12 protein-coding genes and 1 pseudogene are annotated in these 14,408 nt (G+C 69.3%); 7 read left to right on the top strand and 6 right to left on the bottom strand.

Annotated features, from left to right (window positions below):
- Positions 1-1,007, bottom strand: a pseudogene (locus ON21_RS39415) (hypothetical protein); the annotation flags it as partial.
- Between the two features lie 587 nt (positions 1,008-1,594).
- On the opposite strand from ON21_RS39415, the gene ON21_RS07480 reads away from it, so the two are divergent.
- Both ON21_RS07480 and ON21_RS07475 read left to right on the top strand, forming a co-directional pair.
- Positions 1,595-2,287 carry a response regulator transcription factor gene (locus ON21_RS07480; protein ID WP_039796722.1) on the top strand — a complete coding sequence of 231 codons (693 nt, stop codon included), beginning with the start codon at positions 1,595-1,597 and terminating at the stop codon, positions 2,285-2,287.
- Positions 2,284-3,543, top strand: a complete 1,260-nt coding sequence (locus ON21_RS07475) for a sensor histidine kinase (protein WP_039796720.1) — start codon at positions 2,284-2,286, stop codon at positions 3,541-3,543. Before ON21_RS07480 ends, ON21_RS07475 begins: the two co-directional genes overlap by 4 nt.
- A 4-nt stretch (positions 3,544-3,547) precedes the next feature.
- Here ON21_RS07475 and lepA read toward each other — a convergent pair whose 3' ends face one another.
- Positions 3,548-5,425, bottom strand: a complete 1,878-nt coding sequence (gene lepA, locus ON21_RS07470; protein WP_039796717.1) for a translation elongation factor 4 — start codon at positions 5,423-5,425, stop codon at positions 3,548-3,550.
- A gap of 172 nt (positions 5,426-5,597) precedes the next feature.
- On the opposite strand from lepA, the gene ON21_RS07465 reads away from it, so the two are divergent.
- Entirely contained in the window at positions 5,598-6,152 is a 555-nt protein-coding gene (locus ON21_RS07465) for a type II toxin-antitoxin system PemK/MazF family toxin (RefSeq protein ID WP_039796715.1), read from the top strand.
- 17 nt (positions 6,153-6,169) lie between these two features.
- Positions 6,170-6,565, top strand: a complete 396-nt coding sequence (locus tag ON21_RS07460) for a DUF5360 family protein (RefSeq protein WP_083880457.1) — start codon at positions 6,170-6,172, stop codon at positions 6,563-6,565.
- 23 nt (positions 6,566-6,588) lie between these two features.
- Here the strand turns inward: ON21_RS07460 and ON21_RS07455 are convergent, their stop codons facing one another.
- Complete coding sequence (locus ON21_RS07455; protein ID WP_039796711.1) at positions 6,589-7,377, bottom strand: aquaporin; 789 nt, start codon at positions 7,375-7,377, stop codon at positions 6,589-6,591.
- Positions 7,378-7,903: 526 nt separating this feature from the next.
- Here ON21_RS07455 and rpsT point away from each other — a divergent pair.
- Together rpsT and ON21_RS07445 are read left to right on the top strand one after the other, a co-directional pair.
- On the top strand, positions 7,904-8,164 hold the full coding sequence (gene rpsT, locus ON21_RS07450; RefSeq protein ID WP_039796710.1) for a 30S ribosomal protein S20: 261 nt from the start codon (positions 7,904-7,906) through the stop codon (positions 8,162-8,164).
- A 176-nt stretch (positions 8,165-8,340) separates the two neighbouring features.
- Positions 8,341-8,586 (top strand): hypothetical protein, encoded by a 246-nt coding sequence (locus tag ON21_RS07445; RefSeq protein WP_039796708.1) that lies wholly within the window; start codon positions 8,341-8,343, stop codon positions 8,584-8,586.
- Positions 8,587-8,593: 7 nt separating this feature from the next.
- On the opposite strand, the gene ON21_RS07440 is transcribed toward ON21_RS07445, so the two are convergent.
- Positions 8,594-9,646 (bottom strand): helix-turn-helix transcriptional regulator, encoded by a 1,053-nt coding sequence (locus ON21_RS07440; RefSeq protein WP_245562499.1) that lies wholly within the window; start codon positions 9,644-9,646, stop codon positions 8,594-8,596.
- Between the two features lie 124 nt (positions 9,647-9,770).
- Between ON21_RS07440 and ON21_RS07435 the strand changes: the two genes are divergently transcribed.
- Positions 9,771-10,841: an aldo/keto reductase gene (locus tag ON21_RS07435; protein ID WP_039796706.1), complete on the top strand. Its 1,071-nt coding sequence runs from the start codon at positions 9,771-9,773 to the stop codon at positions 10,839-10,841.
- A gap of 341 nt (positions 10,842-11,182) precedes the next feature.
- Here ON21_RS07435 and holA read toward each other — a convergent pair whose 3' ends face one another.
- Both holA and ON21_RS36805 read right to left on the bottom strand, forming a co-directional pair.
- Positions 11,183-12,154: a DNA polymerase III subunit delta gene (gene holA / locus ON21_RS07430; RefSeq protein ID WP_039796704.1), complete on the bottom strand. Its 972-nt coding sequence runs from the start codon at positions 12,152-12,154 to the stop codon at positions 11,183-11,185.
- Between the two features lie 264 nt (positions 12,155-12,418).
- Positions 12,419-14,408, bottom strand: a 1,990-nt coding sequence (locus ON21_RS36805) for a ComEC/Rec2 family competence protein (protein WP_157170750.1), incomplete at its 5' end; no start/stop codon positions are given.

The raw sequence follows: 14,408 nt of genomic DNA, 5'->3' as shown, positions 1-14,408 counted from the left end.
ACACGGATGCCGTCGGCCAGCCAGTCGGTGAATTCGTCGAGCTGGTCGCCGACGTGCCCGACGGCGGCGTCGACCTTCATCTCGGAGGTGAAGTAGATCCCGTTCGGGCCGACTCCGAAGTCGACCGACCACTGAGTGCCGACGAACATCCCGAGATCGCCGCCCTGACCGACACCGTCGAACGGATCGCCCGCCGCGTGCGCCGCTCCGGCGCCGCTGTTGCCGGGCAGGTCGAAGACGGTGGATCCGGGCGCGACGAAGCCGTTCGCGCCGGGCAGGCCGAACCCGTGCCCGGCTTGACCGAGTCCGTGGCCGGGCAGGCCGAACCCGTGCCCGCCGGGCGCATCGAGATCGTTCGCGGCGTCGGACCGGACGCCGGGCAGCGAGAAACCGTGGGACGCGTGTCCCTCGGTCCCCGGGATGGACAGACCGCTCCCGGCCTCCCCTTCCGCACCGGGGATGCCACCGAGCCCGGGGACGCCGCCTCCGGAGTGGCCGGGCAGTTGGGTCCCGTGCGCGCCGGACTCGCCGGGCAGCGTCGGCAGTTGCATTCCGTGCGCGCCCGAATCGCCGGGCAGCGTCGGCAGCGGCATGCCCGCGTCGGTACCGCTGTATTCGCCGCCGAGCGTGGGCAGCGATCCCGCCGGCCCGGCACCGGCGCCGGGCAGGGTGAACCCGGGTGCCGGGTTGCCGTGCGCCACCGGAACATTCGAGCCGTGCGAGGAGAACGGCGCGGGCTCGACGACCGGGTCGGGGAAGGTGACCACCGGGCTCGGCTGATCGGGATCGGGATCGGTGCTGTGCGCCCAGCCGGTGTGCCAGCTGTCGAGACGGGATTCGCCGGGCTGTGCGGGGACGCCGCCGCCATTGGCGGCCACCAGCGCGCCTCCGGTGACATAAGCGCCCGCCCGCGCGACCCGCGCAACGCCGGTGGCCACACGGTAGGCGGTGTCACCCGCGCGCTCGGCCCCTTCGGTGTCGTCGTCGAAGGGCAGATCCCGCGTCATAAAAGCTCCACTCTCGGTTGTCCAGCATCCTCACTCACCACGCCGGTCCGACCAAGTGAAGATCACCCAACAGTATTTCGGGAATACTCGCCTGTCACATTCTCCAGGACTGTAGAGAATACGACTGTGGTGGGCAACACAACCCTGCCATCCGAATTACCGGATCGGAAGCCCCATTTCCGCCGGCCTTACGGACCGCTCACAGCCTCCGATAGGCACCGCTACCTGGCTTGATCGAAAGGATCGTGAGCGCGGCGGCGAACGCGCGCGGAAAAACCGATGGAACTGTAAGAGTTGCCGGGAGAGTGCCGAAGGTCCGCTCCGCGTCACCGAATTCGACAAACCAGCCGTTCGGCGGCAGGAACCTCGAGGCGACCGGGTCGGGAGGGCATTAACCGGACGACTGGCGGCCCATGCGGCCGGCGACGCGCACGCATATCGGCGATCCCCGGCACACCTGGCCGCAGCGCACCGGCGGGATCGTTCGCAACCGGTTCCCGCCGTGGCCAACACCTCACTTTTCCGTCCCGTGCATCGCGCCCAGCGGCTACCGCCGCGATCTCGGACTGTGAGATTAGATTGACCCCATGGCCGGACATCGAATCTTGGTCGTGGACGACGAGGTTCGCGTCCTCGCGTCGTTGCGGCGGGGACTGGAGCTCTCCGATTTCGAGGTCGTCACCGCGTCCGACGGCGCCGAGGCGCTGAGCATGGTGCGCGCCGCCACGCCCGACGCGATGGTGCTCGACGTCAACCTGCCCGAACTCGACGGCGTCGGTGTGGTCACCGCGCTGCGTGCGATGGGCGACGACATTCCGATCTGCGTGCTCAGCGCGCGTACCGCGGTCAGCGATCGGATCGCCTGCCTGGAGCGCGGAGCCGACGACTACCTCACCAAGCCGTTCGATCTCGGCGAGCTGGTCGCCCGGTTGAACGCGCTGCTGCGGCGCAGGCGCACACCGGTGGACCGCAAGGACCAGGCGCGCACGGTCGGGCAGGTGCGGATCGACCCCGCCGGGCGCCGGGTGCTGGCCGCGGGCAGGCCGGTCGAGCTGACGAAGCGGGAATTCGAGGTACTCGCCCTGCTCGCCGAGCACATGGGGATCGTGCTCGACCGCGAGCAGATCCTGTCCGCCGTGTGGGGATACGACTTCCCCACCGACACCAACGTCGTCGACGTGTTCGTCTCCTATCTGCGGCGCAAGCTGGAGGCGGGCGGCGTGCCACGGGTGATCCACACCGTGCGCGGCGTCGGCTTCGTCCTCCGGGAGGAACCATGAGCGGATCGCCGTCGCTGCGCACCCGGGTAGCGGTCGTGTCGGGGGTGGTCGCGGCACTGGTCGCGCTCACCTTGACGATCACCTTCGCCACCCTGCTCGGCGCCACCGGTGAACGTCAGCTCGACGAGACCGTCTCGTCGATGGCGGTGCGGGTCGCCGGGCCGCGCGAAGCCGCTCCCGCGCAACCCGTCCCACCGTCCGCGGCCACGCTGTCTCCCGGCGAGCAGGCGCCCGCGGACGCGCGCAGGCCAGCGGTGCCCGCCGACGCGGCGATCGCCCGCGTCGACGGACTGCCCGGCGTACTGGTCGCGCTCGATCCCGACCGCGACGTCGTGGAGGCGGCGATTCACCGCAGCCAGCGCATCGGGCTCGGCATCGGTGTGGCGGGCGCGTTGCTGGCCGCCCTGCTCGGCTGGTTCCTGGCCGGATTCGCCGCACGCCCGCTGCGTCGGCTCGCCGACGCCACCCACCGCATCGACACGTTGGAGGAACTGCCGCCGCTGTCCGGCCGCGGCGCGCGGGAAGCCGAGGAACTCTCCGACGCGATCACCCGTATGCTCACGCGGCTGGAAGCCGCCCACCGCGCCACGCAGCGGGCGCTGACCGGCGCACGGGATTTCGCCGCGGTCTGCGCGCACGAGCTGCGCACACCGCTCACGGCACTGCGCACCGACCTGCAAGTGCTGGCGACCAAGGAGATTCCGGAACAGCAGCGCGGCGCGATCCTGTCCGAGGTGCTCTTCGCCGAGCGGCAGATCGAGAACACGCTGACCGATCTGGAACGCCTCGCCGTCGGCGAACTCACCGAACCGGACGTCTTCGAGCCGTTCGACCTCTGCGAGGCCCTGGACCGGGCGGTGCACGACGCGCGGCGCAGGCATCCCGGGGTGCGGGTGGAACTCGCCGAATGCACACCGATCACGGTGACCGGCCTGCCCGGCGGCGTCATGCTCATCGTCACGAATGCCGTCGCCAACGCAGTGCAGCACGGCAAAGCCGGGACCGTCACCGTCAGCGCACGATCCGGCCCGGAGAACAGTGTGGAGATCTGCGTGGACGACGACGGTCGCGGCGTCCCCGAGGCGCTGCGCGGCGACGCCTTCGACCGCTTCGTCAAAGGCCCCGGCTCCCCCGGCTCCGGCCTCGGCTTGGCCTTGGTCCGCCAGCAAGCCGAATTACACTCCGGCACAGCCGAACTCGACGCGAGTCCGTTGGGCGGCGCCCGCCTGCGGGTACGGCTGCGCGCGGGGGGCTAGCGGACTACTTCTTGTCCTTCGGCTTGTCCGAAGCGGCGTCGGAGGACAGCGCGGCCACGAAGGCTTCCTGCGGGACGTCGACGCGGCCGATCGTCTTCATCCGCTTCTTGCCTTCCTTCTGCTTCTCCAGCAGCTTGCGCTTACGGCTGATGTCACCGCCGTAGCACTTGGCCAGCACGTCCTTGCGGATGGCGCGGATGTTCTCGCGGGCGATGATCTTGGACCCGATCGCGGCCTGGATGGGCACCTCGAACTGCTGGCGGGGAATCAGCTCGCGCAGTTTGGTGGTCATCTTGTGGCCGTAGGCCTGGGCGGCATCGCGGTGCACGATCGCGCTGAACGCGTCCACCGCCTCGCCCTGCAACAGGATGTCCACCTTCACCAGCTGCGACTCCTGCTCGCCCGCCTCCTCGTAGTCGAGGCTCGCGTAACCGCGGGTGCGCGACTTCAGCGAGTCGAAGAAGTCGAAGATGATCTCCGCCATCGGCATGGTGTAGCGCAGCTCGACGCGGGTCTCCGACAGGTAGTCCATGCCGCCGAGCTCGCCGCGGCGGGACTGGCACAGCTCCATGATCGAGCCGATGAACTCGCTCGGCGCGATGATGGTGCACTTCACCACCGGCTCGTAGACCTTGCCGACCTTGCCCTCCGGCCAGTACGAGGGATTGGTGACGACGTGCTCGGCGCCGTCCTCCATCTCCACCCGGTAGACCACGTTCGGGGCGGTCGAGATCAGGTCGAGGTCGAACTCGCGCTGCAGGCGTTCGCGCGTGATCTCCATGTGCAGCAGGCCGAGGAAGCCGCAGCGGAAGCCGAAGCCCAACGCCACCGAGGTCTCCGGCGTGTAGGTCAGGGCGGCGTCGTTGAGCTGCAATTTCTCCAACGCGTCGCGCAGGTCCGGGTAGTCGGAGCCGTCCACCGGATACAGGCCGGAGTACACCATCGGGCGCGGCTCGCGATATCCGGTGAGCGGTTCGCTCGCGCCGCCGCGCGCGCCGGTCACCGTGTCGCCGACCTTGGATTGGCGCACGTCCTTCACGCCGGTGATCAGGTAGCCGACCTCGCCGACGCCCAGCCCCTGGGTCGGTTTCGGCTCCGGCGACACGATGCCGATCTCCAGCAGCTCGTGCGTGGCGCCGGTGGACATCATCTTGATCTTCTCGCGCGGGGTCAGCTTGCCGTCCACCACGCGGACGTAGGTGACCACGCCGCGGTAGGTGTCGTAGACCGAGTCGAAGATCATCGCGCGAGCGGGCGCGTCCGCCTCGCCGACCGGCGGCGGCACCTGGGCGATCACCTGGTCCAGCAGATCGGCCACCCCCTCGCCGGTCTTGCCGGACACGCGCAGCACGTCCGAGGGCTTACAGCCGACGATGTGCGCCAGTTCGGCGGCGTAGCGCTCCGGGTCCGCGGCGGGCAGGTCGATCTTGTTCAGCACCGGGATGATCGTCAGATCCTTGTCCAGCGCCAGGTACAGGTTGGCCAGCGTCTGCGCCTCGATGCCCTGCGCGGCGTCGACCAGCAGGATCGCGCCCTCGCACGCCTCCAGGGCGCGCGATACCTCGTAGGTGAAGTCGACGTGGCCGGGCGTGTCGATGAGGTGCAGCACGAAATCGGTGCCCGCGTGCTCCCCGGTCCGGGGCGTCCAGGGCAGCCGCACGTTCTGGGCCTTGATGGTGATGCCGCGTTCGCGCTCGATATCCATCCGGTCCAGATACTGCGCACGCATCTGCCGCTCCTCGACCACACCGGTCAGTTGCAGCATCCGGTCGGCCAGCGTCGACTTGCCGTGGTCGATGTGCGCGATGATGCAGAAGTTCCGGATCCGGGCGGGATCGGTGAACGTCGTGTCGGCGAAGCTGGCGGGCACTCCACTCCTCATGGGTATCGGCAAACTGCCGTCTATCGTCCCATGATGCTCTGCCGGTTTTTGCAGCGCCTTCGGCGCTGCGTGTTCACGGCCCCCTCATAGCCTCCTTGCGAACGAATGGCCCCGGCGACACAACGGATCCCACCCGGGTGAGAAGCGGCGGGTGCGCCGTTATCCTCCTGAGATGGCCCGAAGTTGGAACTCCCTCGGCAAGCAGATCGGTCTCATCGCTAAGCAACAGGGGCCCAAGATCGTCAAGCAGCAGGGTCCCGGGCTGGTCGACCGGCTGGTGGGGTCGCTGGCCCAGCGGCGCACGGCCACCGGCGTCGCGGTGCGGCCTGCAGCGTCGACGCCGGTCCCGACCGCCGAGCGGGCGCGGCAGATCGTCTACTCGCCGCAACTGGACGGCCGTGCCGATCCCGGGGAGATCGTGTGGACCTGGGTGCCGTTCGAAGAGGATCCGAGCAACGGCAAGGACCGCCCGGTGCTGGTGGTGGGCCGGGACCGCCGCACGCTGCTCGGCCTGATGCTGTCGTCGAATCCGGAACGCGCGTACGACCGCAATTGGATCGGCATCGGCAGCGGGCCTTGGGACCACGACAACCGCCCGAGCTGGGTGCGCCTCGATCGGGTGCTCGATGTGCCGGAGGCGGGGATCCGTCGCGAGGGCGCGATCCTGCCCCGCAAAACCTTCGATCTGGTCGCCCACCGGCTCTGCGCCGAATACGCCTGGCACTGAGGCAGACCATGTCGCGCGTGCTCGGTCCCACCAAGATCGCCATGCTGATCACCGACGTCGGTTTCCTCGTCTACTGGACGATCGCGTTCGCCCGGGTGATTCCGCCCGAATGGGCGTACAAGGACTACACCGACCCGATCCTCAGCGACTGGAACTACTCGTTCGTCGTGCTGGACCTGGCCGCGAGCGCCACCGGCTTGGCCAGTCTGTGCCGCTCGCCCGGCTGGCGCACCCTGATGACCGTCTCGCTGACGCTGACCAGCGTCGCGGGCCTGCAAGCCATCGCGTTCTGGACGCTGCGCGGTGATTTCAGTCCGCTGTGGTGGGTGCCGAATCTCTTCCTGCTGTTGTTCCCGATCCCGGCGTTGGTCACGTCGGTGTGCACAGGGCCGCACGAGCGCACCGCGAGCTGATCCGCGCGGCCCCGACGCTTCCGTCAGGAGATCATCTCGCGGGAACGGCCGAACAGCAGTCCGTACAGCAGCGCGCCGAGTGCGCCGCCGATCAGCGGGAACACGATGAACGCCCAGAGCTGCCCCATCGCGCCGTCCTGGTAGGGCGCCACGGCGATGCTGCGGGCCGGGTTGACCGAGGTGTTGTCCACCGGAATCGACACCAGGTGGATCACCGCCAGCGTCATGCCGATGGACAGACCGGCCAGCGGCACATCGGAGAGCTGATCGGTGGAGGACAGCACCACGAAGACCAGCAGCGCCGTGAGCATCACCTCGACGATGATCATGGCGGCGATCCCGAACCCGTTCTGCACCACCACCTCCCCGAGCGGCCCCCGGATCGCCGACGGACTGTGCTTGCCCCACCCGTTGGCGCCGAGACCGTCGACCGAACGGTCGTACGACGGCAGGTTCTTGGCCAGCGCGAACAACACCAGACCGGCGAGCAGCCCGCCGATCAACTGGGAGATCACATACCCCGCCGCGGACACGCCGCTGAGCCGGCCGAGCAACAGATGTCCCACGGTCACCGCCGGATTGACGTGGCAGCCCGAGATCGGCCCGATCGAGTAGACGAGGAACAGCAGCGACAGCCCGAAGCCCAGCGCGATGCCGAGCGGACCCACCTTGTCTCCCGCCAGCACCGCGGTGCCGACACCGCCGATCACCAGGACGAAGGTGCCGAACGCCTCGGCGCCCCATTTCTTGCTCTCGGGGACCGGTTTGTCCTCGACAACCTCTTCGACTACTTCCTGGGCCGTTGGAGACATCTGTCCACCTTCCGCGTTCCAGACATGTACTCGGACGAGTCGTGGTACCGCTTCGACAACGCCAGCCGCTCGAAAGCAACGGTTGCTAGGAGGACGCTACGCGAGTCGGGTTCGCTCTACAACGACTTCTGAGCCGGTCGGGTCGCCGCCCGAGAAGATGCACTTCAGCGGCGTCGCGACGGCCTGCCCCGGAAGAAAGATGGCCGCGTTGTTGCCGGTCGGGCCGTGAGTCCCGCAACGCGCCGGTCGACGCCTCGACGCGGGCGCGCGATTGCCCGGGCGGCCGTCGCGCCCATCCCGGCTGCCGGATCGGGGTGGATGTCGCCGATCACCGGGAAGACCCGGCCGCCTGCGCCGGGCCCGCCGCCGGCGCCGACCGGACCGGTCCGGTGTCGGATTTCGCCTGCCGAACGGTGACTGGTACCCTCGACCTTCGGCGCTGCGTTACCCGTTCTCCTCGGGTATGTCGCGCGCTCGACGAACTTTCCCAGGACAGACCTACCAGACAGGAACACGAGGAACCGGCGTGGCCAACATCAAGTCCCAGCTGAAGCGGATCCGCACCAACGAGGAAGCGCGCAAGCGCAACCAGTCGGTCAAGTCCGCGCTGCGCACCGCCATCCGCAGCTTCCGCGAGGCCGCGGCCGCCGGTGACAAGGAAGCCGCCGCCACGCGCCTGCAGTTCGCCAGCCGGAAGCTGGACAAGGCCGCCTCGAAGGGCGTCATCCACGCCAACCAGGCCGCCAATAAGAAGTCGGCCCTCGCGCTGGCCTTCAACAAGCTCTGATTCACCCGGTACCGCGCGCCGGTACCGCGCTCGTGGTGTGACGCAGCCGTCGTGGCCTCGATGACCACGGCGGCTTTTGTCGTGCCCGGACAGCAACCGTGGTTCCCAAAGCCGTTCAGCTGGTGTTTCGAGATTCGGCCCGCGCCATGTCAGAGGTTCCAGCTACCATTCCGCGCATGGTAACCGTGTATGCCAATCAGACGGTCGTTCGCGCCGAGGATCTGCCGGACGTGATCCGCGCGGCCGAGGTGCTCGGATTCGGACTGAAGATCGAGAATGTGCTGGTTCCCGACGACGACGGCGGTTACTCACTGGAGTGGATCGTCACGCGGGACGAGGACGTGCCCGCCTACGAGGACTGGGAAGGCCGCTACGAGGACGCGGACGACGACGGCGAACTCGTGCTGAGTTCCACGGAGTAGCGTCCGGTCACGGTGTGTCCAGTTCGGCGGTGAGCCGGTCGAGCGCCGTCTGGGACTCCGCGTCCGCGGCGCGGTAGATGATGATCCGCTGGTCGGGATCCTGCACGGGCATGAGTACCTCGTAGCTGACGACCAGCGGACCCACCACCGGATGCCGCAGCGGCTTGTTCCCCCGGCCCTGCACCCGCACGTCGTGGCGGGCCCATGCCTGCTCGAACTCCGCGCTGTACGCGGTGAACTCGGCGATCAGGTCGGCCAGTGCCTGGTCGTCCGGATGCGCGGCCCACGCCGCGCGCAGATCCGCGATGCCCTCACGGATGATGCGTTCCCGCTCGACATAGAAATCCCGCATGCCCGGGTCGAGCAGACACAGCCACATGGAGTTCCGCTGCCGCTGCGGCAGCGCGCCGAAGTCCGTGATCAACGCCGCCATCTCCCGATTCCAGGCCAGGATGTCGTAGCGGTGGTTGACCAGCATCGCGGGCAGTGGGGACAGATCACGCACCAGCATGGCCAGCGCGGGCGCGGGCACCGTGCTCGGTTTGCCGCTGTCCGGCTGCCGCTGTCGCGCCAGATCGAACAGGTAGGCGCGCTCGTCGTCGTTCAGGCACAAGGCCCGCGCCAGCGCGTTCAGCACCTCCACCGACGGCCGCAGACCCCGCCCCTGCTCCAGCCGCACGATGTAGTCGGTGCTCACGCCGGCCAGTTCGGCCACTTCTTCCCGGCGCAGCCCCGGGGTCCGGCGCGCCTGTCTGCGCTGCGGCAAGCCGAGATCGTCCGGAGTCAGCCGCTCCCGGCGGGCCCGCAGGAAGGCGGCCATCTCCTGCACGCGATCCGCGCCGCCGCCTGCCCTCGCACGGCCGCGCGAACTGCCGCCACCGGGATTGTCGCCGGTCGAGTTGGCGCCGTTCCCCAGCGTGCCGTGGTCACGCGGGCTGCCGGACCTGAGGGCGCGACGCGGGGCCGACTCCACGCCGCTCCCCGGCCCGGCCTGGTCACGTGGGCTGCCGCTGCCGGACCCGAGGTCGCGGCGCTGTGTGGGGTTCACGGTGCCAGTCATCACCGTCGATCCTACGGCTGCCTAGGACTGGCCTTCCCAGGATGAAGCTTCCCTTACCGGCGCTCGCCCGGCGCTGAAGACTGTCTTCCGGCAACAAGGCATCGCGAAACACAAGGAGCTGGACATGTCCGGAGCTCGAACCCTCGACACCTATCGGCTGCTCGGCCGCTCTGGCCTTCGGGTGTCGCCCCTGTCCCTGGGAACCATGACCTTCGGCGCCGATTGGGGCTGGGGCGCGGACCGGGACGAGGCCCGCAAGATCTTCGACACCTATGTCGAGCGAGGCGGCAACTTCATCGATACGGCCAACCAGTACACCAACGGCACCTCCGAGCAACTGCTCGGCGAATTCACCGCGGGCAACCGCGAAAGTCTGGTGCTGGCCACCAAATACACCATGCTGCGCCGTCCGGGTGACCCGAATTCCGGTGGCAATCACCGCAAGAGCATGGTCGGTTCGGTCGAGGCCAGCTTGCGCAGGCTGAACACCGACTACATCGACCTGCTCTACCTGCACGCCTGGGACTTCCTGACCCCCGTCGAGGAGATCCTGCGCGGTATGGACGATCTGGTGCGCTCGGGCAAAGTGCTCTACGTCGGCATCTCCGACGCGCCGGCCTGGCAGATCGCGCGGATGCAGACCATCGCGGACCTGCGCGGCTGGTCACCGCTGATCGCGCTGCAGATCGAATACAGCCTGATCGAGCGGACCGTCGAGCGCGACCTCATTCCGATGGCGCGCGAACTGGGCCTCGGCGTGATCCCGTGGTCACCGCTGGCCAGCGGCGTGCTCACCGGCAAGTACAGCCGCGCCGACCTCGACCACCAGGTGGACGGCTCGCCCGAAGGCAGCCGCAAGAACGTGGCCGCCGCCAACGGCTCGCTCACCGAACGCGGCCTCGCCATCGCCGATGTCGTGACGCAGGTCGCGGCGGAAATCGGGAAAACGCCCTCGCAGGTCGCGCTGGCCTGGACACTGCGCGAGCCCGGGGTCACTTCACCGATCATCGGCGCGCGCACGGCGGCGCAATTGGAGGACAACCTCGGCGCGCTCGACGTGGAGTTCGACGAGACTCAGCTCGCCCGGCTCGAGCAGGCCAGCGCCGTGGATCTCGGCTTCCCCCACGAGTTCCTGAACCGCCCGATGACCCAGAGCGTCACCTTCGGCGACCTGAAGATCGAAGGGCGCGTCTGAGCGTCGATTGCGGTGTGGCGGTGCGAGTGCGGAACCCGCACCGCCACATTGCTGAACGGTGTCCTGCCCGCCAGCATCGGCAGCCTGCTCACCACGGCGCTGCCCGGTGCCAGGATGGTGCTCACCGGCGGGACGTCGAAATCACGTGCGGCGAGTCCGGCGGCCCATTCGGGCGCGAGAAGAAGCCGAGTATTCGGACCAACGCGCTGATCACTCGGTGTCGCTGATCGAGGGCGGTGCCTCTGATCTCTTGCCCTCACGTGGCCACGACGGCGGGTCGGTCGGCGTTCGTTCGCGCACAGCTGCGAGTGCTCCTGCGGCGCGGCGGAAACGGGCCTCGATCAGCCCGCGCCGTGCAGATCGAGGATCCGGGTCAGGGCGTGTTCCAGTGCGTAGCCCGAATCCGCGGCGCCGCCTTTCACGTCGGCGTTGAGGGCCGCGACGACATGGAGGGCGGAGCCGATGGTCGCGGGAGTCCAGTTGCGAGCCTGGGCTTGCGCCTTCTTCACCTTCCACGGCGGCATTCCGAGTTGCTGGGCCAGCTTGAACGGATCACCGCGCCCGGCCGAGCCGACCCGCGCGATGGTGTGCACCGAGTCGGCGAGGGCGTCGGCGAGCAGGACGTGCGGAACGCCGCGGTCGTTCGCCCAGCGCAGGGCCTCCATCGCACCGGGACGATCCCCCGCCACCGCGAGCTCGGCCACGTCGAACCCGGAGACCTCGGCCTTGCCCGAGTAGTAGCGGCGCACGGCCGCGACATCGATCTTCCCTCCGGTGTCCGCGGCCAGCTGCCCGCATGCCGCCGCCAGCTCACGCAGGTCCGAGCCCACCGCCTCGAGCACCACTTGGACGACCTCGCCGGACACCCGCACTCCGGCGTCGCGGAACTCACCGCGGACGAACTCGACACGCTCGGCGGCCTTGGTCAGTTTGGCGCAGTCGTGGGTGACGGCCCCGGCCTTCTGCAACGTGGGCGCGAGCGCCTTGGCGCGTCCACCACCGGAGTGCAGCACCACGAGGACCACGCCTTCGGGCGGGCTCTGCGCCGCCTCGGTGATCACCGCGACCGCGTCTTTACCCGCCTCTGCCGCCGCCTCGAGGATGATCACCCGATCCTCGGCGAACAACGACGGGCTCAGCAGTTCGGCCAGCTCCGCGGTGCTCGCGTCCCCGGCGCGCAAGCGATCGACCGGCACCGCGTCCGGATCCGGAGCCAACGCCCGGACCTGCGCGGTGAGCGCGCTCAGCGCCCGCTCGATCAGCAGTTCTTCTTCTCCGAGCACCAAGTGCAGGGGCGCGGGCCGCTCGCTCACGACGACGCCTCCTCATCGCCGGAGGGCGTCGTGCTCGATGGCCCTGCCGCCTTGCTCCATTCGCCGCGCTCGTCCACAGGCCGATCCTACGGTCCAGGACCGACACCTCAGCCCGGCCGGGCTGGGTAGTCGCGGCACACGACATGAACCGCCGAGGGCGCGGCCGGGCGACCAGAGCGACCCACGACAGGGCTGCTGCCATCGAGCCGCTGCCGAGCGGCGCTGGTGTGCAGAGCGCAACGTGAACCCTGCGATGTCCGCCGGTCATCGCGCAGTCGTCACGCGCAGGTGGCCGCCGCTGCTGGAGACCACGATGTCGCCCTGCCGGTCCGTCCGGGCCACCGTCGCACCGAGGACGGACAGGTCCGCGAGGACGGCGGGGGCGGGATGCCCGAAGGTGTTGTCCGCACCGACGCTGACCAGCACCAGGCGCGGGCGCACCGCATCGATGAATTCCTTTGTGGTGGTGCGTGATCCGTGGTGCGGAAGTTTGAGGATCTCCGCCTGGATGGGAATCCCGGCATGCATCAGCGACCGCTGCGCGGATGCCTCGATGTCCCCGGTGAGCAGAATCCTGCCTGCGGGTGTGCGAGCGGTGACGACCACCGAACGGTCGTTGGCGTCGTCGGTTTCCGCGCCCCGCACCGGCCGCGGGCTACTCTTACCCGGCGCGAGCACCTCGAGTTCTATCGACCCGAAACTCAGAACGTGTCCGGCCGACAATTCCAGCAGCGGCACTCCCGCGCTCCTGGCGATGGCCGCGACCCGCGTCAGACCCGAGGCGGGGGCAAGCGCGTCACTCGGTGGACGGACGCTTTCGTATCCGTCCGGCCGACAATCATTTCGAGTAGGTCGCTGCATGCCACCGGGGCGATCGGCACCGTCCGGTGCACGACTTCGGGCACCTCGCCACCCGAGCAGAGAAAGTCGGCTGTCTCTCGCATGGCCTTTCGCGATACCGGTGAACCCGTGCGTTCGGGCGGCCGGGGCAACGGTCGGCACGGAAACGCACCCGTCGTCGAGAATCGACCGACCGTCTCCAGGTGGCGCAGGGGGTGCGAGCCCGTCGAGCTCGTGAATCCCGACGGCGATCGCGTCGACAGCTCGTTCGTGCAGCGCGCCGGTGAGCCCGTCGATGTGGTCCGCGTGCGGATGAGTGAGGATCAGCAAGGGGACGCGCGAGATCCGCAACCGATCCAGGCAGGTACGGATCGGTCGCGGATCCGGACCGACATCGATGACGACGGCGGCGCCGGGACCGACCGACAGCGCGAGGCCGTCACCTTGACCAACGTCGCATGCCGCGAGGACCCAGCCGGTCGGCGGCCAGCCGGGATGCCAGAGCCGCACCGGGACCAGCACCACCGCGACGCCGACCACGACCGTGGCGGCGATACGCCGGGCGGCGCGGGCGCGCAACGCCGCGATCATGCCCACCACGACGGCACTCGCGAGCAATCCGCCTGTCAGGCCACCCGGGACCGCGACCGACGCGCCGGGCAGCGCAGCCGCGTGGCGGGCCACCCACAGCAACCACCACAGCGGCGGCGCGGCGCAGCGCAGCACCGAGTCAGCCAGGGGTGACCACAGGATCGACAGCACCGCACCACCCGCCCCCGCCACGGTGATCGGCGCGATGACCGGGGCGACCAGCACGTTCGCGAGCACCGCGATCAGGCTGAGCCGTCCGGTGAGCGCGATCGTGAGCGGCGTCGTGACCACGAACGCCCCGGCGGACACGGCCACGATCTCGGCGGGCACCCGCCACCAGCCCCTGGCACGCAACCAGTCGGCCCAGCTCGGCGCCAGCAGGATCAGACCGCCTGTCGCGACGACCGATAGCGCGAACCCCGCGTTGACGGCGAGTCCGGGCCACAGGGCGAGCAGCACGACGATCGCGGCACACAACGCGGGCAACGCCTGTTTACGACGGCCGGTGAGCACGGCCAAGAGGGTGATCGCACCCATCGCACCGGCGCGCAGCACGCTCGGATCCGGCCGCGCGACGACGACGAACATGAGCAGCGCCGCGGCGGCGACGGCCGTCGCGCCGCGCGGGCCGAGCGTCAGCAGGCGGACGGCGAACAACACCACCGAGAGCAAGATGGTGAAGTTCGCACCGCTGACCACCGTCAGATGTTGCAGCCCAGCGATCTTGAAATCCTCCCGCACCTGTTCGGGCAACGCCGAGGTGTCACCGACGACCAGCGCGGGCAGCAGCCCCGCGGCGTCCGGCGGCAGCGCCCGCGCGGCC

It is taken from the genome of Nocardia araoensis NBRC 100135 (assembly GCF_000308435.1).
In the GTDB taxonomy this organism is placed as follows: domain Bacteria; phylum Actinomycetota; class Actinomycetes; order Mycobacteriales; family Mycobacteriaceae; genus Nocardia; species Nocardia araoensis.
Note: the sequence above shows the minus strand (reverse complement) of the source record. Positions and strands in the feature narration are given on the sequence as shown.